Source organism: Hydrogenophaga sp. (assembly GCF_025699295.1).
Taxonomy (GTDB): Bacteria; Pseudomonadota; Gammaproteobacteria; order Burkholderiales; family Burkholderiaceae_C; genus Hydrogenophaga.
On sequence record NZ_JAILWB010000003.1, the window covers coordinates 58,730 to 76,019 of the forward strand.

Below are 17,290 nucleotides of genomic sequence, written 5' to 3' on the forward strand. Positions count from 1 at the left end.
TTCCCCAGCCTTTCCATCACCTGTCCAGGAAACGAACCATGAAACTCCACAACGCCACCGTTCTCGTCACCGGCGCCAACCGCGGCATCGGGCTGGTTTTTGCGCGCGAGGTGCTGGCACGCGGCGCGCGCAAGGTCTACGCCGGCGCGCGCGACCCCGCCAGCTTGACGCTGCCCGGCGTCGAACCCCTTGCTCTGGACGTCACTGTCGACGAGCAGGTGGCCGCCGCCGCGCGGCGCGCCAGCGACGTGACGCTGGTGATCAACAACGCCGGCATCGCGCACTTCGGCGGCTTTCTGGCCGAGGGCGGCGTCGGGTCGGCGCGCACGCAGATGGAGACCAACTTCTTCGGCCCGCTGCGCGTGAGCCAGGCCTTTGCGCCGGTGCTCGCGGCCAACGGCGGCGGCGCGGTCCTGAACGTGCTGTCGGTCGCGAGCTGGATCAGCTCGCCGATGCTGGCGGTCTACGGCGCGAGCAAGTCGGCCGCCTGGGCGCTCACGAACGGGCTGCGCAACGAGTTGCGCGCGCAGGGCACGCAGGTGCTGGGCATGCACATGGGTTTTGTCGACACCGACCTCACGCAGGGCATCGAGATGCCGAAGTCGACACCCGAGGACGTGGTGCGCCGCGCCCTGGACGCGCTGGAGGCGGGTGCCGAAGAGGTGCTGGCCGACGAACTGACGCGCCAGGTCAAAGGCGGGCTCTCCGCCGAGCCGGGCATCTACCTGCGCGATCCGCGCGCCTGATCGGAACCTGACCATGAGCGCCGTCTTGCCCATCCACACACCCGCGACCAGCCCGGCCCAGACACGCCTGCAGCAGATGCTGCACGCGCCCCTGCTGCCCACGCTGCTGCGCCTGGCCACGCCCAATGTGCTGGGCCTGTTCGCGATGACCATCGTGATCGGCTACGACGGCTACATCCTCGGGCGCGTGGGGGCCGACGCGCTGGCCGGCATCGCGCTGGTGTTGCCGCTCTCGATGCTGATGCTGCAGATGTCGGCCGGCGGCATCGGCGGCGCGACCACCGCCGCCGTGGCGCGCGCGCTGGGTGGCGGCCGCGGCGAGGACGCCAGCCGGCTGGCGCAGCAGGCGCTGTTCATCTCGGCGCTGCTGGCGCTGCTGTTCATGGTGGCGCTGCTCGGCTTCGGGCGGGGCATCTACGGCGGCATGGGCGGGCAGGGCGCCGCGCTGGACGCGGCGCTGAGCTATTCGAACGTGCTGTTCGGTGGCGCGGCGGTGATCTGGTTCACCAACGTGCTGGCCGGCATCGTGCGCGGCGCGGGCAACATGCTGCTGCCTTCGGTGCTGCTGCTGGCCACGGCGCTGCTGCACCTGGTGCTGTGCCCGCTGCTCGTATTCGGCTGGGGGCCCGTGCCGGGCCTGGGCGTGGCCGGCGCAGCACTGAGCACGCTCGGCGTCAACGCGCTGTCGGCGCTGGTGATGGTGGTCTACCTGCTGCGCCGCGACGGCGCGGTGCAGCTGCAGCGCACGCGCTGGCGCCTGCACCTGCCGCTGCTGCGCGACATCCTGCGCGTGGGCCTGCCGGCCTCGATGAGCCCGGTGATCAGCAACGCCTCCATCGCCGTGGCCACGGCCTTCGTGGGCAGCTACGGCACGGCCGCGCTCGCGGGCTATGGCGTGGCCGCGCGGCTCGAGTACATCCTGGTGCCGATCGCTTTCGGCTTCGGCACCGCGCTGACCGCGATGGTGGCGACCAACATGGGCGCGGGCCAGTCGGCGCGTGCGTTGCGCGCGACCTGGGTGGGCAGCGCGCTGGTGGCGGCCATCACCGGCGCCATCGGCGTCACCACCGCGATCGCGCCCTCGCTGTGGATGGATCTCTTCACCACCGACGCCACCGTGCGGGGCTTCGGCGCCACCTACCTGCGCATCGTCGGCGGCTGCTACGCCTTCTTCGGCCTGGGCCTGGCGCTGTTCTTCGCCTCGCAGGGCGCGGGCCGCATGTTCTGGCCACTGGCTGGCAGCGTGGGCCGGCTGGCGATCCTGCTGGTCGGTGGCTGGCTGTGCGTGCGCGTGTTCCAGGCGCCGCCCGCTGTCTTTTTCGCGATCGTGGCGATGAGCCTCGTCGTCTATGGTTCCACGCTTGCCATCGCGATCCGGCTGGGCAGCTGGACGCGCTGAAGACCTTCACCCCAACCGAACCAAGGAGACCCCGATGAACACCCTTGCCGAACAGTTCAACCAGCGCGGCGCCGGCGCGCTGCCGGGCCACCTGGGCCTGATCGTCACGCACGCGAGTCCCGATGAAGTGCGTGCCGAACTCACCGTGAAGCCCCACACCATGGCGCCCAACGGCTTCCTGCACGCGGGCAGCGTGGTCACGCTGGCCGACACCTCCTGCGGCTATGGCTGTGTGGCCAACCTGCCGAAGGAGGCCAGCGGATTCACCACCATCGAGCTCAAGAGCAACCACCTGGGCACGGCGCGCGAAGGCACGATCGAGTGCGTGGCCCGGCCCGTGCACCTGGGCCGCACGACGCAGGTGTGGGACGCGACCGTCACCCACCGCGAGACGGGCAGGACGATCGCGCTGTTCCGCTGCACGCAGATGGTGTTGTATTCCAAGGCCGGGGGTTGAGGGATTGCGCGGCCGCTGGATGCGGTGCGAAAAGAATTGAATCCAGTGACGGCGTGAGCACGTATTCAGTGGGCAACCCAACGCTGGCACAGCCGGCACAACCGAAAGGAAACCCTCATGAAATCCGCACGCCTCTCCCTCATCGCCCTGGCCCTCACCGCCGCGTCTGTCGGCACCACATTCGCTGCCGACGCATCGGCGCCCAAGACGCGCGACCAGGTACGCGCCGAACTGGCCGAAGCCCAGCGCAACGGCACGCTGATCGCCGATGGCCAGACCGGCGCCACCTACCGCGATCTGAACCCGGGCCGCTACGGCGCGATGGCGATGACCTCGACGAAGTCCCGCGCCGAGGTGCGGGCCGAGTTGCGCGACGCCTGGGTGCGTGGTGAGCTGGTGGCCGATGGCCAGACCGGCGCCACCTTCCGTGATCTGGCGCCGCACCGCTTCGAGATGCAGACCGGCAGCGCCCGCCCGATGCAGGTGGGCCAGGGCCACATGACCACCACCGTCCGCTGATCCGTCCCAGCCCGACCAGCCCCCCGTGCCCCCGCGGCACCGGGGGCTTCTTCGCGCGAAGCGCGGCAGACATCGCGCTACAGTGCGTGTCCATGAACCGCATCGCCGTCATTGACTTCGAGACCACTGGCACATCGCCCGGCCTGGGCGACCGTGCCACCGAAGTGGCGATCGTGATCACCGAAGCAGGCCGGGTGGTGGACCGCTACCAGAGCCTGATGAACGCGGGCGTGCGCATCCCGGCCTTCATCACGCAGCTCACGGGCATCACCAACGCCATGGTCGAGGCGGCTCCGCCGGCCGAGCGGGTGATGCGCGAGGCCGCGCAGTTCGTGGGTGATGTGCCCATGGTGGCGCACAACGCCGCCTTCGACCGCCGCTACTGGACGGCCGAACTCGCGCGCGTTGGCGTGGAGGCGCCGCAGCCGTTCGCGTGCACGGTGCTGCTCTCGCGCCGGTTGTACCCGCAGGCGCCGAGCCACAAGCTGGGGACGCTGGTGGATTTTTTCCGGCTGCCGCGCACCGGCCAGGCGCACCGGGCGCTGGCCGACGCCGAGATGGCCGCCGAGCTGCTGGGGCGCATCCAGCACGACCTGCGCACGCAGCATGGCGTGGCCACGCCCGACCACGGCTTCCTGATGGCGCTGCAACGCTGCGCGCGCACCGCGCTGCCGCGCTTCATCGAGGCGCACACGCGGCGCCCGCTACCGCTGGCGCTCAGTACACGCGCAGCTTGAACTGCACGATCACCGCACCATCGACCTTGCCGATGGAAGGAATGACGCCGAAGTTGATGCCATAACGTTTGCCTTCCCAGGTCGCCAGGGGCATGGCCGCGAAGAAGGTGCCGCCGCTGGCCATCGAGGGATAGCCGTCCATGACGCCGATGGCAGCGCCCAGCTTCAGCAGGCCGATCGAAAGCGGCTGCCAGTTCACTGCCGCGTACGAAGTGGTCTTTCGCACGCTGTTGTAGTACGCCCCGGCCATGTACGAGATCTCCGGGCTGGTGCGGTATTCGACGCCCAGGCCCAGGTTGCTTTCGTTGTAGCCCTTGTTGCGCGAGAAGTGGCGCGAGAAGCCGCCGACGTTGAGCCAGACCTCGGAAGAGCGGTCTTCGAATGAGGGGGAGGGGGATGGCGCCGGCACCGACTGTGCGAACGCGGGAACTGCGCTCATGCACAGTGCGGCCAGAGTGATGCGGAAAGTATTCATGCGTGCCTCGTTTGCCATCCACCGCTGTGGATACGTAACCTCATGTTTCGGCCGCCATGTCCCGAACTTGACGCCGGCCATGCCCCAGAATCGGCCGCAGTGCGACTTTTGACCGTGCGCGGGGATACCCCGCCAACGCCCCAACATGAAAACCCACACCCCCCAGGCCGTGCTCTCCACCCACGACACCACCCGCATCGACGACCTGCGCATCGGCGCCGTGCGCCCGCTCATCACCCCCGCATTGCTGCAGGAATGGCAGCCCGCTGGCGATGCCGCGCAGGCACTGGTGGAAAGCAGCCGCGCGGCCATATCGCGCGTGCTGCAGGGGCAGGACGACCGCCTCGTGGTGGTCGTCGGCCCGTGTTCCATCCACGACCACGCCCAGGCCATCGACTACGCCCGCCAGCTCAAGGCCCAGGCCGACGCGTTGCAGGAGGACCTCATGGTGGTCATGCGCGTGTATTTCGAGAAGCCGCGCACCACCGTAGGCTGGAAGGGCTATATCAACGATCCCCACCTCGATGGCAGCTTCGCGATCAACGAGGGCCTGGAGATGGCGCGTGCGCTGCTGCTGGAGGTGCTCGCGCTGGGCCTGCCCGTGGGCACCGAGTTCCTGGATCTGCTCAGCCCGCAGTTCATCAGCGACCTGGTGAGCTGGGGCGCGATCGGCGCGCGCACCACCGAGAGCCAGAGCCACCGCCAGCTCGCCAGCGGCCTTTCCTGCCCGGTGGGCTTCAAGAACGGCACCGACGGCGGCGTGAAGGTGGCCGCCGACGCGATCCAGGCTGCGCGTGCGGCGCACGCCTTCATGGGCATGACCAAGATGGGCCAGGCCGCAATCTTCGAGACCCGCGGCAACGAGGACTGCCACGTGATCCTGCGCGGCGGCGCGCGGCCCAACTACAGCGCGGCCGATGTCGATGCCACCTGCGCGCTGTTGAAGAAAGCCGGGTTGCGCGAGCAGGTCATGGTGGACGTGTCGCACGCCAACAGCAGCAAGCAGCACCGCAGGCAGATCGAGGTGGCGGCCGACGTGGCCGCGCAGGTGGCCGCGGGCGACACGCGCATCGTCGGCGTGATGATCGAGAGCCACCTGCATGAAGGCCGGCAGGACATCGTGCCCGGCCAGCCGCTGCAGCCGGGCGTGAGCGTGACGGACGCCTGCATCTCGTTCGAACAGACCGTGCCCGTGCTGCAGGGCCTGGCCGCAGCCGTGCGTGCGCGGCGCGCGCAGGGCTGAGGCGCCATGGCCCTGACGTGGCGCGGCCCGCCGGCCATCAACCTCGCCCTGCAGGGCGGTGGTGCGCACGGCGCCTTCACCTGGGGCGTGCTCGACGCCTTGCTGGAAGACGGGCGCCTGCGCTACGACGGCGTGAGCGGCACCAGCGCGGGCGCGATGAACGCCGTGCTGCTGGCGCAGGGCCTGATGGCGGGTGGAACGCAGGGTGCGCGCGACGCATTGCGCGGCTTCTGGAGCGCGGTGGCCGGCAGCCTGCCTTTCGAGGTCGCGGTGCCCACGGCCGACGGCAAGAACATGCGGCTGGCACCGGCGATGCAGCTGATGCTGCAGTGGACGCACTACTTTTCACCCGAGCAGCTCAACCCGTTCGACCTCAATCCGCTGCGCAAGATCCTGTCGGCGCAGGTGGACTTCGAGCGCTTGCGCGCGCACTGCCCCATCAAGCTGTTCGTGGCGGCCACCAACGTCAACACCGGCAAGCTGCGACTGTTCCGCGCACCCGAGCTCACGCCCGACGCGGTTCTGGCCTCCGCCTGCCTGCCCACCATGCACCGCAGCGTGGTGATCGAGGGCGAACCGTACTGGGATGGGGGTTACGCGGCGAATCCGGCGGTGTTCCCGCTGTTCCACGAGTGCAGCGCGCGCGACATCCTGCTGGTGATGCTCGCGCCGCTCAAGCACAGCGCCACACCGCAGTCAGCGGCGGACATCAAGAGCCGGATGATGGAACTGGCGTTCAACGCCACGTTCCTGCGAGAGATGCGCATGTTCGCCCACCTGCGCGAACGCGCGGCGCGCAGCACCTGGTGGCGGCGCGGTGAGCTCGACCGGCGCCTGGCGGGCACGCACTTCCACGTGATCGAGGCCGGAGAGGTCATGGGCGCGTTGAGTACCGAGAGCAAGGTCGCGGCCAACATGCGCTTCTTCGAGATGCTGTTTGCGCTGGGCCGTGAGCACGGCAGCGCGTGGCTGTCGGCGCACCACGCCGACGTGGGACGGCGCAGCAGCGCCGACCTGGGAGCCCTGTTCTACTAGGGCGGAACCGGAAGGATCAGCGCGGCTTGCGCGGCACCATCGGGCCGCGGCCTTCGATGTGGCGGAAGTTGATGCGGCCCTTGGTCAGGTCGTAGGGCGAGAGTTCCAGCGACACGCGGTCGCCCGCGAGGATGCGGATGTGGTTCTTCTTCATCTTGCCCGCCGAATAGGCAATCAACTGGTGTCCGTTGTCCAGCGTCACGCGAAAGCGCGTGTCGGGCAGCACCTCGTTGACGATGCCCATCATGTCGATCAGTTCTTCCTTGGCCATGGTGTTTCCTTTGCGTGAAGTGTATCGGTCAGTTGGGACGGGCGGCCTGGCGGGCGGTGTCGTGCACCCAGTGAATACCCTGCGCGAGGGCGTAGTCCGCCGCTTCGTCGTGCGTGGGAAACGCGCTGTCGAATCGCATCACGCGCGCGGTCGAGGCGCTGCCCTGGCCACTGGCGATGGACACCTGCGCGGCAAACAGGCCACCCGGCAAGGGGCGCGGGAAGGCCGCAATGCGGTACTTGCCCAGGGTGAGAGGTGTCGGTCTCGTATGTGTTGTGCTTGTTGTGTGAATCATCAAAATCATCGGTGGACCCGTGCGCACTCACGATGAGCGCGCCTGTCAGGCCCGGAACGTGTCAAAAAACAGCTGGCAGCCCCAGCGCCGGGGTTCCCCGCCACGTCATCCGGCATCTGCCCGGTGCAACACGCATCAGGCCAGGGCCAGCGCACGAGCCACGGCAGAGGCATCGGCAACAGCAGGGAGGAAAGGGTGAGCCACGTTGCCGTGAGAAGGCGGTGTGGCGCGGCGCCTTGCAGGGGCTGGACCAGCACAGCCCCTCTGCCAGGGGCACCTGCATCGTGGCGGTGAGGCTTTGACGCGGCTGGTCGCTCAAGGCGACCGCGCATTATAGCCCGGCTGACTCGAAAGCGCCAGTCCGGGGCCGCCGGCTCATTTGCGGTCGGGCAGTTCGATCTTCACCTCGAGCACGTCCAGGTTGTCCTGGCGGTCGAGCTGGACCTTGATGTCGTCCGGGTTGATCTTGATGTACTTGCCGATCACCGCGACCAGTTCGCGCTGCAGCGCGGGCAGGTAGTCGGGCTCGGAGGCGCTGCGGCCGCTGCGCTCGTGCGCCAGGATGATCTGCAGCCGCTCCTTGGCGACGCTGGCGGTTTTTTTCTTCTCGCCGAGCAGGAAGGACAGAAGAGACATGCCTTACTTCCCCCCGAACAGGCGCTTGAAGAAGCCGGCTTTTTCGGCTTCGATGAAGCGCAGCGGCTTGTCGGCGCCAAGGAAACGGTCGATCACATCGCTGTAGGCCTCGGCCACATCGGTCCCCTTGAGGTGGATGGCCGGCGTGCCCTGGTTGGACGCGGTGAGCACGTTTTCACTTTCCGGGATCACGCCGATCAGCTTGATGCGCAGGATGTCCTGGATGTCTTCCAGCGACAGCATCTGCCCGTCGGCCACGCGCCCGGGGTTGTAGCGCGTGATCAGCAGGTGTTCCTTGACCGGGTCCTTGCCGTCGATCGCACGCTGCGTCTTGCTGCCCAGCATGCCCAGAATGCGGTCGGAATCGCGCACGCTGGAGACTTCGGGGTTGGTGACGATGAGGGCCTCGTCGGCGTAGTGCATGGCCATGAGCGCACCGGTCTCGATACCCGCGGGCGAGTCGCAGACGATGTACTCGAAGCCCATGGCGGAGAGGTCGGTCAGCACCTTGTGCACGCCCTCCTGGCTCAGCGCGTCCTTGTCGCGTGTCTGGCTGGCGGCCAGCACGAACAGGTTGTCGCACTGCTTGTCCTTGATCAGCGCCTGGTTCAGGTTGGCTTCGCCCTGGATCACGTTGATCAGGTCGTAGACCACGCGGCGCTCGCAGCCCATGATGAGGTCGAGGTTGCGCAGTCCCACGTCGAAGTCGATCACGGCGGTCTTGTGGCCACGCAGGGCCAGGCCGGAAGCAAAGCTGGCGCTGGTGGTGGTCTTGCCCACACCGCCCTTGCCGGAGGTGACGACGACGATCTTGGTCATGGTGACGGTCCTTCTGTGCGAAAAATGGGAGCTGCGGTTCAGTGACCGATGGCGTCGATCACGAGCTTGTCGTCACCGCCGTCGGTGCCGGGCACCAGCCGCACCTGGGCGGTCTTGCCCTGCACCGACTCGGGCAGGGCGACTTCGCTGGTGCGGTAGATGCCCGCGATGGAAATGAGTTCGGGTGCCATGGAGAGCGCGAAGATGCGCGCGTCGGCATTGCCGCGTGCACCCGCGATGGCCTTGCCGCGAAGCGGCGCGTACACATGGATGTGGCCGTCGGCGATAACCTCGGCGCCCGGGTTGACCATGGCCATCACCACCAGGTCGCGACCACGCGCATACACCTGCTGGCCCGAACGCAGGGGCTTGTCGATCACCAGCGCGCCCGGGATGGGTTCGGGCTGCGCCGGCATCGGCACGGGCTCGGGTGAAGTGGCGATCTCGGTGGGTGCAAGCACAGGCGCGGTACGCTGCACGCTCGCGTCCGGCGTGGGAGTGAGACCGGCCGCCATGGCCAGCGCGGTCTGCTCGACGGTCCCGCCGCGCACGGCCAGCGGTGTCAGGCGGTACTGGCGCAGCAGTGTCTGCAGGGCGCCGAAGTCGGGCAGGGCGTTGGCCTCGGCCACATTGAGCGGGTGCAGGTCGATGACCAGCGGGTCGTGGTCGAAGAAGTCGGGCATGTCGCCGAAGCGTTGGGCGAACTCTTCGGCCAGGCGGTTCAGATCGGACGACTTGAGCATGAGCGCCACCAGGGGCAGTTGGGCGCTCTTGATTTCGAAGGTGGCGGGCGCGGTTCCTGCGAGGGCAACGGACATGGGCGAAACGGATCCAATAACGGGCCGGCGGCAGGAACGCCGGTGGTGCAGGTCTGTCTGTGACAGCGGCGCATCTTAACAGCCGTTCCATAGCGGTTTCGCAAGCGTCTGTGCGCAGGTGTCAGGGCATGTTTCAGGGCCACCCGAAGCGTCGCGCGCACAAAGCTGTGTGTAACTTTTGAACAAGTGACAGGTTGTCCACAGACCTCGTTCCAAAGCCAGAGTTGTCCCCGTTCGCGACCACCGTCGACAGGGCACTTCACACAGCGTTTCGTGTTCCCCAAGTGCTTGTCATGAAAGGAAAAAGGGCGCTTGTCCACACCGGACAGCGCCCTCTACTACTACTGCTATCTTTAATTAACAGTATTCATATAGGAGAGAGGAAAGCGGAAACGACCCCGGTCACGCCGGCTGCTTCGCGCCCTCGTGAGCACCATGCCGATGGAAGTGGTGGTGTTTTCCGCCATGCTGTCGCTGCATGCCGGCACGCTGGAAGCCCGGCAGACGTTTCGAATCGAAGACCTTCTGCTGTTCGGCGTCGAGCGCGGCGTAGAAGCTGCGAATGGCGTCGGCGCGCTGGTCCATGGCGGCGCTGCGCGCCGTCTCGCGGGCCTTCATCCGGTCCAGGCGCTCGGGCGTGGTCAGTCCGGACCAGTCTTCGCGCTTGTCCTGGCGCATGGCGGTACGGGCTTGCGGCTGGGTACGTGCCACGAAGGCGTTCCAGGCCGGTTCCTGTGCCGGGGTGATCTTCAGTTCGGCCTTGAAGGCGGCCTGGCGCTCGGCCAGCTTCTGCTGCATGCGGGCCACGCGTTCGGCACGGCGCTGCTCGCGCTTGGCGTCGCGCTGTGCGGCGTCGGGTGCCGCGGGCTGGGCCGTCTGGGCAGGGGTGGTGGCCTGGGCCAGCAGGCTGGAGCCGGCGGTGACCTGGGCCGGGTGCAGGGTCGTGGCCTGCACGATTGCAGTGGCGCTGAGTCCGGCCAGTGCGGTGGCCAGTGCCGTGGCGAGAAGGGCGCGTTTCGGAAGCGTTGTCATGGAGGACTCCTGTGGTTGTTGAAGAAGAATCTCCACAGGACCTGGTGTTGGCTGCGGAGTGGTTTCAGTGTCGGGTGCGGGTGTTTCCGCTCCGTGCCGCCGGTGTGGCGGGCTTGTAAATTTTTGTCCCACTTCGTGCAGCAAATGTGGACGCGGGGTGGCTCAGGTCGTCCAGGATCGGGCAATCGGGCCGACCATCACCGGGGCACAGGTGCAGCAGGTGACCCAGGGTGCGCTGCATGGCCTGCAGGGCTTCGATGCGCTGGGCCAGGTCGTCCAGGTGTTTCTGGGTGATGCGCTTGACACTCGCGCTGCTGCGCTTGCGGTTGTGCCACAGGCTCACGAGCTCGGTGATGGCGTCCAGGCCGAAGCCCATGTCGCGCGCGCGCCGGATGAAGCGCAGCGTGTGCACGTCGGCCAGACCGTACTGGCGGTAGTTGCTGTCGGTGCGCGGTACCTCGGCGAGCAGGCCCAGCGACTCGTAGTGGCGCAGCATCTTGGGCGAAATGCCGCTGAGTTGCGCCGCCCTGCCGATGTTCACCGGCCAGCGGATGAGCGCGTCGCTGGCCGTGTTGTTGTCGTCGTCGTCCATGTTCAGGCGGCCACGTCGTAGCCTTCTTCGCGAATCGCCGCGATCAGCGCCTCGCGTGGCTGGGTGGTGTCGACCTCGACCCGGTTCTGGCTGCGGTCGATGCGCACCTGCGCCTGGGGATCGACCTGTTTGATGGCGCCGGTCACGGCCTTTTCGCAGTGGCCACAGGTCATGCCGGTGACGTTGAGCATCTGGTTCATGAAAAACTCCTTGTAGATCGAGAATGTGCGGCCATTCTGATCCCTGACATGGTGTCAAGGTCAAGGGCAGATGGGTGGACGGTCACAGTTGGCAACAACCGCTTGACCTTCCCATGGTGACAAACCTTATGCTGCCGGCATGAACACACTCACCACCGTTCCCTCCGAATCCGGCGGCCTGTTTTCGTCCGTTCCACCCATTCGCATCGATCTGGGCATTGGTGGAATGACCTGCGCGTCCTGCGTGACGCGGGTGGAGAAAGCGCTGAAGAAGCAGCCGGGTGTGAGCGATGCCACGGTCAACCTGGCCACGGAATCGGCGCAGGTGGTGCTGGGCGGCGGGGACACTGCCGAGTCGCTGGCGCGCATCAAACGGGCGGTGCGCGATGCCGGCTACGAACCCCGTGCCCTGGACTCGATGGATGCCGATGCGGAGGCACGCTGGATGGGCCTGCCACGCGATCTGCTGCCGGTGCTGGCGGGTGTACTGCTCTCGGCCCCCCTGGTGCTGCCCATGGTGGGCGACCTGTTCGGCCGGCACTGGATGTTGCCGGCTTGGATCCAGTTCATGCTGGCCACGCCGGTGCAGTTCGTGCTTGGCGCGCGCTTCTACAGGGCGGGATGGCATGCGCTCAAGGCCTTCACCGGCAACATGGAACTGCTGGTCGCCATCGGCACCACGGCGGCCTGGACCCTGTCCACCTGGCTCTGGTGGCGCGCCGAAGCGGGTGAGATGGTGCACCTGTACTACGAAGCCTCGGCGGTGGTGATCACGCTGGTGCTGCTGGGCAAATGGCTGGAGGCGCGCGCCAAGCGCCAGACCACCACAGCGATCCGCGCGCTGCACGCGTTGCGGCCCGAAAACGCGCACCTGCTGCCCGATGGCGTGCGGCGCACCGAAGCCATCGACGTGGCGGTGGATGAATTGCTGCCCGGCGATGTGGTGCGGGTGCTGCCGGGCGAGCGCTTCGCCGCCGATGGCACGGTGGTGCAGGGTCACACACAGGCCGACGAATCGATGCTCACGGGCGAGGCGATGCCGGTGCCGAAGGACGTGGGCGATGGCGTGACGGGCGGATCGCTCAACGGCGAAGGTGCGGTGGACGTGCGGGTTCGCGCGATCGGCGCGCAGAGCGTGCTGGCGCGGATCATCGGTCTGGTACAGGACGCCCAGGCGGCCAAGGCACCGGTGCAGCGCCTGGTGGACCAGGTGGCCGCGGTGTTCGTGCCGGTGGTGCTGGTGATTGCGCTGTTCACCTTGCTCGGCTGGTGGTGGGTGGGGGCTTCGCTTGAAGAGGCCCTGCTGCACGCGGTGGCGGTGCTGGTGATCGCATGCCCCTGCGCGCTGGGGCTGGCCACACCCGCGGCCATCATGGCGGGCACCGGTGTGGCCGCGCGCCACGGCATCCTGATCAAGGATGCGCAGGCGCTGGAGATCGCGCACAAGGTCGACACCGTGGCCTTCGACAAGACCGGTACCTTGACCGAAGGCCACCCGCGCCTGCAGGTGGTCGAGGCCGCCGAAGGCGTGGACGAAATGGCGGTGCTGCAGGCGGCTGCGGCCCTGCAGGCGCAGAGCGCGCACCCGCTGGCGCGCGCTGTGCTGGAAGCCGCGGCTTCGCGCGCCATCGGGGTGGCGACCGATGCCGCACAGGACGTGCAGGCGGTGTCGGGCCGGGGCACCCAGGGCCGGGTGAACGGTGCCCTGCTGGCACTGGGCAGCCTGCGCTGGATGCAGGAACTGGGCACATCGCTGGGCCCGCTGGACGCGCGGGCCAGGGCCTTGCAGGCCGCAGGCGCCACGGTGTCGGTGCTGGCCAGCCAGACGCCGGGCGATGCGGCCGCTGCGGCCCAGTGGTCGCCGCTGGCGCTGCTGGCGTTCGGTGACGAACCCAAGGCCGGCGCGGCCGAGGCCATTGCCGGCCTGCGCGCTCAGGGCCTGCGGCTGGTCATGGTCTCGGGCGACAACCGGGGCGCGGCCCAGGCGATGGCCGCGCGCCTGGGCATGAATGCCCCTGGTGACGAGGTGATTGCCGAGGTGTTGCCGGGTGACAAGGCGGCGGTGGTGCGCCGCCTGAAGTCGCGCACGCACGACGCGGGCGGCGAGCGTGGTGGCCTGCACACAGTGGCCATGGTGGGCGACGGCGTGAACGACGCGCCGGCGCTGGCCGCTGCCGACGTGGGCATGGCCATGAGCCACAGCGAAGGCGCGAGTGCCGACGTGGCGATGCACGCCGCGGCCATCACGCTCATGCGCGGCGACCCGATGCTGGTGGCCGCCGCGCTCGACATCTCGCGCCGCACGGTGCGCAAGATCCGGCAGAACCTGTTCTGGGCCTTTGCCTACAACGTGGCCGGCATACCGCTGGCGGCGCTCGGTTATCTGAGCCCGGTGGTGGCTGGTGCGGCCATGGCGCTGAGTTCGGTGAGCGTGGTCAGCAACGCGCTGCTGCTCAAGCGCTGGAAGCCGCCCGTGCGTCCGGATTGATGCAGGTCAAGGCGCGCGCCACGCGCCTGCGCGATGCTTCATGCCTGCCGAGGAGACCGACATGAAGCACGACACCCTGCGCGTCATCCGCAACGAACACGCCAGCCTGAGCGCGATGCTGCAGTCGCTGCTGCAGATGCTCCGGCGAGGCCCCGAGCCGCAGGGCCGTGATGAGCACGAGCGCTTCTTCGACGTGCTGCGCGCGATGCTGTTCTACATCGGCGAGTTTCCCGAGAAGCACCACCACCCCAAGGAATCCAACCTGCTGTTCCCGCGCCTGGCAAGGGCCGCACCGCAGGTGATGCACACAATCGACCGGCTCGAGCGCGACCACATGGGTGGCGAGACGCGGGTGCGCGAACTCCTGCACCTGCTGCTGGCCTGGGAATACCTGGGGGAGCAACACCGACCCGCTTTCGAGAGCGAGACCAGGCGCTATGTGGACTTCTACCTGGAGCACATGCGGCTGGAGGAAAGTGTGCTGCTTCCCGAGGCCGAACGCTGCCTGACGGACGATGACTGGCGTGTGCTCGATGCGGCCTTCGCGGCCAATCGCGATCCCCTGAATCCGGAGCAACCGCGCGAACCGCAGTTCGACCGCCTGTTCACCCGCATCGTGATGCTCGCACCCGAGCCCGTGGGGCTGGGCGAATCCTGAGGCGCGGGCTCAAGCCGCTGCGAGCGCAGCCAGCCATTCGTCGAACACCGCGAGCAGACGTTCCACGTCCGCCGCCTGCGTCGCGGGCGACACCAGCACCATGCTGTGGAACGGCGTGAGAACGACACCCCGGTTGAGCATGAAGAGGTGCAGCAGTGCCTCCAGGTCGCTCCGCGCCTGCTCGCGCACGTCCTGCGCATGGCGCGGTGTGTGGGGCATGAACTGCAGTTCCATGCGCGCGCCCAGACGCGTGACCGTCCAGGGCAGGCCGGTGCGGGCGATGCGCTCCACCAGACCCCGTTCGAGCTGCCCGGCCAGCGCGAGCATGTGGTCGTAGCTCGCCTGCGTGTGCAGGTGTTGCAGCGCCGCGTCGAGCGCGGCCAGCGTGAGCGCATTGCCCGACAGTGTGGTGCCGATGCCGCTGTGGCCCTCGGGCGCGGCGTTCTTGGCCGCGGTCATGCGTTCGGCCATCTCGCGCGTGAAGCCATAGACCGCGCAGGGCAGGCCGCCGGCCACCGCCTTGCCGATCACGAGGACGTCGGGGTCGAGCGCATGCGCCTTCGCATAGCCACCCAGCGCGGTGGAGACCGTGTGGGTTTCGTCGCAGACGAACACGGCGCCGTGTTCACGGCACAGCGCGCGCGCCGCGTCCCAGAAGCCGGGTGCGGGCGGCACCAGACCGAAGTTGGTGAGCGCGGGCTCGGCGAGCAGGCAGGCCACGTCGCCCTGGCCCAGTGCGGCTTCGAGCGCGGGCAGGTCGTTGAAGGGCACGACGCGGGTGAAGTCGGCGTGGTTGTGCACCTGGCCCAGCACCGAGGGACGCGGCAGCGTGCGGACCGAGGCGGTATCGAGGTCGACCAGCGTGTCGTCCACCGCGCCGTGGTAGCAGCCGTCGAACACCAGCAGGGTCGGCCGCGCGGTGACGGCGCGCGCCCAGCGCAGCACGAAGCGGTTGGCGTCGCTCGCGCTCAGGGCCAGCTGCCACATGGGCAGGCCGAACACACGCTGCAGGCCAGCGCCCACGGCGGGTGCGCGGTCGGTGGGCAGCATGCAGGTAAGGCCCTGGGTGGCCTGGCGCGCGATGGCCTGCGCGACGGCATCCGGGCTGTGGCCGAACATGGCGCCCGTGTCGCCCAGGCAGAAGTCGGCGTAATCGAGGCCGTCGGCGCAGGTGAGCGTGGCGCCCCGGGCCTGCCGCACGAACAGGCTGGCCGGGCCGGGCCAGTCGCGCATCCAGTGCAGCGGCACGCCGAACAGGTAGTGCCGGTGCGCGGCCTCGCCGAGAGCCAGGGAGGCCGGGTGCGTGGCGAGGAAGCGTTCGCGCTCGGCGCGCTGCAGCGCAGCGATGCGCTCGGGGGCGATGAAAGGCGTTGGCATGGCGCCAGCTTAAAGGCGCGTGGGCTTCGTGGGCGTGGCCCACGCCGGTGGACATTTCGGCCTGCAACGAAATGGCACCGGCGCGGCAAGGCCCCGAATCCACCACAATGGCCCGGCCATGCACGACCAACGCCCGACGGCCCCGCGCCACAGCCTGCCGACGCCACCGGGTGACACGCCCGATACCACCCCCTACGTGCGCCTGGCGCTGGCGCTTTCTCTCGGTGCGGCGGTGTCGCTGGGCATCACGCGCTTTGCCTACGGCCTGCTGCTGCCGCCGATGCGCGAGGACCTGGGCTGGAGCTACACGCTGGCCGGGGCAATGAACACCTTCAACGCGCTGGGCTACCTGGTCGGCGCGCTGGCCACGCCCTGGCTGATGCGGCGTTTTTCGCCCACCGGCCTGCTGCTCGCGGGCTCGCTGCTGGCCTCGCTGTTCATGGGCCTGAGCGGCTTCTTCACCGCCGCCGCCCCACTGCTCGCGCAGCGCCTGCTGGCTGGCGTGGCCAGCGCGCTGGTGTTCATCGCCGGTGGCTTGCTGGCGGCGCGGCTGGGTGCGCGCCAGCCCCGGCGCAGCGGGTTCCTGCTGGGTCTGTACTACGGCGGCACGGGGCTGGGCATCGTGGTCTCGGCGCTGGGGGTGCCGCCGGTGCTGGCGGCCGCCGCTCAGCAAGCGCACGCCTGGGCCTGGGCCTGGTGGGCGCTGGCGCTGGTGTGCCTGCTGGCCACCGCGCTCATGGCCTGGCCGGCGCGGGTGCTGTCGCGCATGGAGGGACCGTCGTCGGCTGCGCAAGGCGCCCGCGGGCCCGTGTTCCGCGTGCGCGACTTCCTGCCGGCGCTCGCCGGTTACGCGGGCTTCGGGGTGGGCTACATCGGCTACATGACGTTCGTGATCGCGCTGCTGCGCGAGCAGGGCAGCCCGGCGGCGGCCATCACCACGTTCTACGCCCTGCTCGGGCTGGCGGTGATCGCGTCCTCGCGCATCTGGGCCGGCCTGCTGGACCGACACCGCGATGGCCAGGCGCTGGCGCGGCTCAACGCTTTGCTGGGTGTGGCCGCCATCGTGCCCGCGCTCACCGCGAGCTGGCCGCTGGTGCTGGCCTCGGGCCTGGTGTTCGGCGGTGTGTTCCTGTCGGTGGTGGCGTCGACCACGGCGCTGGTGCGGCACAACCTGCCGCCGGCCCAGTGGGCCGCGGGCATCAGCGCCTTCACCATCGTGTTCGCCGCCGGCCAGATCGTCGGCCCCACGGTGGTGGGCTTCATCGCCGACGGCCCGGGCGGCCTGGCGCGCGGCCTGGTGTTCTCCGCTATCGCGCTCTGGGTGGGCGCGGCGCTTGCAACCCGACAGAAAGCGCTGGCATGAAACACCCCCTGCGCGCCTGCGGCGCTCTCCCCTGGAAGGGAGGCGACACCTGGGGCCGGCGAAGCCGGACCCTCGGTGTCCCTGGGCCGGGCCGTTTCATGCGATGCGGGTGACGCCGCAGGCGGCGCGG

At 68.8% G+C, this 17,290-nt stretch carries 20 protein-coding genes; 10 read left to right on the plus strand and 10 right to left on the minus strand.

Annotated features, from left to right (window positions below):
- Window positions 1-38: 38 nt before the first annotated feature.
- The 5 genes from K5880_RS03380 to K5880_RS03400 all read left to right on the plus strand — a co-directional run bounded on the left by K5880_RS03380 (window position 39) and on the right by K5880_RS03400 (window position 3,858).
- Window positions 39-746, plus strand: coding sequence for an SDR family oxidoreductase (locus K5880_RS03380; RefSeq protein ID WP_297648670.1), 708 nt, complete (start codon window positions 39-41; stop codon window positions 744-746).
- Window positions 747-759: 13 nt separating this feature from the next.
- A complete protein-coding gene (locus tag K5880_RS03385; protein WP_297648673.1) occupies window positions 760-2,145 on the plus strand; it encodes an MATE family efflux transporter in 1,386 nt (461 codons plus the stop codon).
- A gap of 34 nt (window positions 2,146-2,179) precedes the next feature.
- Window positions 2,180-2,602, plus strand: a complete 423-nt coding sequence (locus K5880_RS03390; RefSeq protein WP_297648676.1) for a PaaI family thioesterase — start codon at window positions 2,180-2,182, stop codon at window positions 2,600-2,602.
- A gap of 117 nt (window positions 2,603-2,719) precedes the next feature.
- Window positions 2,720-3,121, plus strand: coding sequence for a DUF4148 domain-containing protein (locus K5880_RS03395; RefSeq protein WP_297648679.1), 402 nt, complete (start codon window positions 2,720-2,722; stop codon window positions 3,119-3,121).
- Between the two features lie 92 nt (window positions 3,122-3,213).
- Window positions 3,214-3,858, plus strand: coding sequence for a 3'-5' exonuclease (locus K5880_RS03400; protein ID WP_297648682.1), 645 nt, complete (start codon window positions 3,214-3,216; stop codon window positions 3,856-3,858).
- Here K5880_RS03400 and K5880_RS03405 read toward each other — a convergent pair.
- Window positions 3,839-4,333 carry a hypothetical protein gene (locus K5880_RS03405; RefSeq protein WP_297648684.1) on the minus strand — a complete coding sequence of 165 codons (495 nt, stop codon included), beginning with the start codon at window positions 4,331-4,333 and terminating at the stop codon, window positions 3,839-3,841. The genes K5880_RS03400 and K5880_RS03405 overlap by 20 nt on opposite strands.
- Window positions 4,334-4,478: 145 nt before the next feature.
- Here K5880_RS03405 and K5880_RS03410 point away from each other — a divergent pair, with 145 nt between their 5' ends.
- Window positions 4,479-5,576, plus strand: a complete 1,098-nt coding sequence (locus K5880_RS03410; RefSeq protein WP_297648686.1) for a 3-deoxy-7-phosphoheptulonate synthase — start codon at window positions 4,479-4,481, stop codon at window positions 5,574-5,576.
- 6 nt (window positions 5,577-5,582) lie between these two features.
- Complete coding sequence (locus K5880_RS03415; RefSeq protein ID WP_297648689.1) at window positions 5,583-6,611, plus strand: patatin-like phospholipase family protein; 1,029 nt, start codon at window positions 5,583-5,585, stop codon at window positions 6,609-6,611.
- Between the two features lie 16 nt (window positions 6,612-6,627).
- Here K5880_RS03415 and infA read toward each other — a convergent pair whose 3' ends face one another.
- The 8 genes from infA to K5880_RS03455 all read right to left on the minus strand — a co-directional run bounded on the left by infA (window position 6,628) and on the right by K5880_RS03455 (window position 11,274).
- Window positions 6,628-6,882 (minus strand): translation initiation factor IF-1, encoded by a 255-nt coding sequence (infA, locus tag K5880_RS03420; protein ID WP_056265133.1) that lies wholly within the window; start codon window positions 6,880-6,882, stop codon window positions 6,628-6,630.
- A 28-nt stretch (window positions 6,883-6,910) separates the two neighbouring features.
- Entirely contained in the window at window positions 6,911-7,177 is a 267-nt protein-coding gene (locus tag K5880_RS03425; RefSeq protein WP_297648692.1) for a hypothetical protein, read from the minus strand.
- Window positions 7,178-7,552: 375 nt separating this feature from the next.
- Window positions 7,553-7,813, minus strand: coding sequence for a cell division topological specificity factor MinE (minE, locus tag K5880_RS03430; protein WP_297648695.1), 261 nt, complete (start codon window positions 7,811-7,813; stop codon window positions 7,553-7,555).
- A gap of 3 nt (window positions 7,814-7,816) precedes the next feature.
- On the minus strand, window positions 7,817-8,632 hold the full coding sequence (minD, locus tag K5880_RS03435; RefSeq protein ID WP_297648698.1) for a septum site-determining protein MinD: 816 nt from the start codon (window positions 8,630-8,632) through the stop codon (window positions 7,817-7,819).
- A gap of 38 nt (window positions 8,633-8,670) precedes the next feature.
- Window positions 8,671-9,450, minus strand: coding sequence for a septum site-determining protein MinC (minC, locus tag K5880_RS03440; protein ID WP_297648701.1), 780 nt, complete (start codon window positions 9,448-9,450; stop codon window positions 8,671-8,673).
- 402 nt (window positions 9,451-9,852) lie between these two features.
- A complete protein-coding gene (locus K5880_RS03445) occupies window positions 9,853-10,482 on the minus strand; it encodes a Spy/CpxP family protein refolding chaperone (protein ID WP_297648704.1) in 630 nt (209 codons plus the stop codon).
- A 64-nt stretch (window positions 10,483-10,546) separates the two neighbouring features.
- Complete coding sequence (gene cueR / locus K5880_RS03450; RefSeq protein WP_297648706.1) at window positions 10,547-11,074, minus strand: Cu(I)-responsive transcriptional regulator; 528 nt, start codon at window positions 11,072-11,074, stop codon at window positions 10,547-10,549.
- A gap of 2 nt (window positions 11,075-11,076) precedes the next feature.
- A complete protein-coding gene (locus tag K5880_RS03455; RefSeq protein ID WP_297648709.1) occupies window positions 11,077-11,274 on the minus strand; it encodes a cation transporter in 198 nt (65 codons plus the stop codon).
- A gap of 139 nt (window positions 11,275-11,413) precedes the next feature.
- On the opposite strand from K5880_RS03455, the gene K5880_RS03460 reads away from it, so the two are divergent.
- The gene (locus K5880_RS03460) at window positions 11,414-13,762 is read left to right on the plus strand and encodes a heavy metal translocating P-type ATPase (RefSeq protein WP_297648710.1); all 2,349 of its coding nucleotides are present in this window, start codon (window positions 11,414-11,416) and stop codon (window positions 13,760-13,762) included.
- Window positions 13,763-13,823: 61 nt separating this feature from the next.
- Window positions 13,824-14,420, plus strand: a complete 597-nt coding sequence (locus K5880_RS03465; protein ID WP_297648712.1) for a hemerythrin domain-containing protein — start codon at window positions 13,824-13,826, stop codon at window positions 14,418-14,420.
- Window positions 14,421-14,429: 9 nt separating this feature from the next.
- On the opposite strand, the gene K5880_RS03470 is transcribed toward K5880_RS03465, so the two are convergent.
- Window positions 14,430-15,797, minus strand: a complete 1,368-nt coding sequence (locus K5880_RS03470; protein ID WP_297648715.1) for an aspartate aminotransferase family protein — start codon at window positions 15,795-15,797, stop codon at window positions 14,430-14,432.
- Between the two features lie 118 nt (window positions 15,798-15,915).
- On the opposite strand from K5880_RS03470, the gene K5880_RS03475 reads away from it, so the two are divergent.
- Window positions 15,916-17,160, plus strand: coding sequence for a YbfB/YjiJ family MFS transporter (locus tag K5880_RS03475; protein WP_297648718.1), 1,245 nt, complete (start codon window positions 15,916-15,918; stop codon window positions 17,158-17,160).
- The last annotated feature ends 130 nt before the right edge of the window (window positions 17,161-17,290 follow it).

Bases quoted from the DNA above. Each gene is read 5' to 3' on its own strand.
- K5880_RS03380 (WP_297648670.1), top strand. From the start codon at position 39: ATGAAACTCCACAACGCCACCGTTCTCGTCACCGGCGCCAACCGCGGC.
- K5880_RS03385 (WP_297648673.1), top strand. From the start codon at position 760: ATGAGCGCCGTCTTGCCCATCCACACACCCGCGACCAGCCCGGCCCAG.
- K5880_RS03390 (WP_297648676.1), top strand. From the start codon at position 2,180: ATGAACACCCTTGCCGAACAGTTCAACCAGCGCGGCGCCGGCGCGCTG.
- K5880_RS03395 (WP_297648679.1), top strand. From the start codon at position 2,720: ATGAAATCCGCACGCCTCTCCCTCATCGCCCTGGCCCTCACCGCCGCG.
- K5880_RS03400 (WP_297648682.1), top strand. From the start codon at position 3,214: ATGAACCGCATCGCCGTCATTGACTTCGAGACCACTGGCACATCGCCC.
- K5880_RS03405 (WP_297648684.1), bottom strand. From the start codon at position 4,333: ATGAATACTTTCCGCATCACTCTGGCCGCACTGTGCATGAGCGCAGTT.
- K5880_RS03410 (WP_297648686.1), top strand. From the start codon at position 4,479: ATGAAAACCCACACCCCCCAGGCCGTGCTCTCCACCCACGACACCACC.
- K5880_RS03415 (WP_297648689.1), top strand. From the start codon at position 5,583: ATGGCCCTGACGTGGCGCGGCCCGCCGGCCATCAACCTCGCCCTGCAG.
- infA (WP_056265133.1), bottom strand. From the start codon at position 6,882: ATGGCCAAGGAAGAACTGATCGACATGATGGGCATCGTCAACGAGGTG.
- K5880_RS03425 (WP_297648692.1), bottom strand. From the start codon at position 7,177: ATGATTCACACAACAAGCACAACACATACGAGACCGACACCTCTCACC.
- minE (WP_297648695.1), bottom strand. From the start codon at position 7,813: ATGTCTCTTCTGTCCTTCCTGCTCGGCGAGAAGAAAAAAACCGCCAGC.
- minD (WP_297648698.1), bottom strand. From the start codon at position 8,632: ATGACCAAGATCGTCGTCGTCACCTCCGGCAAGGGCGGTGTGGGCAAG.
- minC (WP_297648701.1), bottom strand. From the start codon at position 9,450: ATGTCCGTTGCCCTCGCAGGAACCGCGCCCGCCACCTTCGAAATCAAG.
- K5880_RS03445 (WP_297648704.1), bottom strand. From the start codon at position 10,482: ATGACAACGCTTCCGAAACGCGCCCTTCTCGCCACGGCACTGGCCACC.
- cueR (WP_297648706.1), bottom strand. From the start codon at position 11,074: ATGGACGACGACGACAACAACACGGCCAGCGACGCGCTCATCCGCTGG.
- K5880_RS03455 (WP_297648709.1), bottom strand. From the start codon at position 11,274: ATGAACCAGATGCTCAACGTCACCGGCATGACCTGTGGCCACTGCGAA.
- K5880_RS03460 (WP_297648710.1), top strand. From the start codon at position 11,414: ATGAACACACTCACCACCGTTCCCTCCGAATCCGGCGGCCTGTTTTCG.
- K5880_RS03465 (WP_297648712.1), top strand. From the start codon at position 13,824: ATGAAGCACGACACCCTGCGCGTCATCCGCAACGAACACGCCAGCCTG.
- K5880_RS03470 (WP_297648715.1), bottom strand. From the start codon at position 15,797: ATGCCAACGCCTTTCATCGCCCCCGAGCGCATCGCTGCGCTGCAGCGC.
- K5880_RS03475 (WP_297648718.1), top strand. From the start codon at position 15,916: ATGCACGACCAACGCCCGACGGCCCCGCGCCACAGCCTGCCGACGCCA.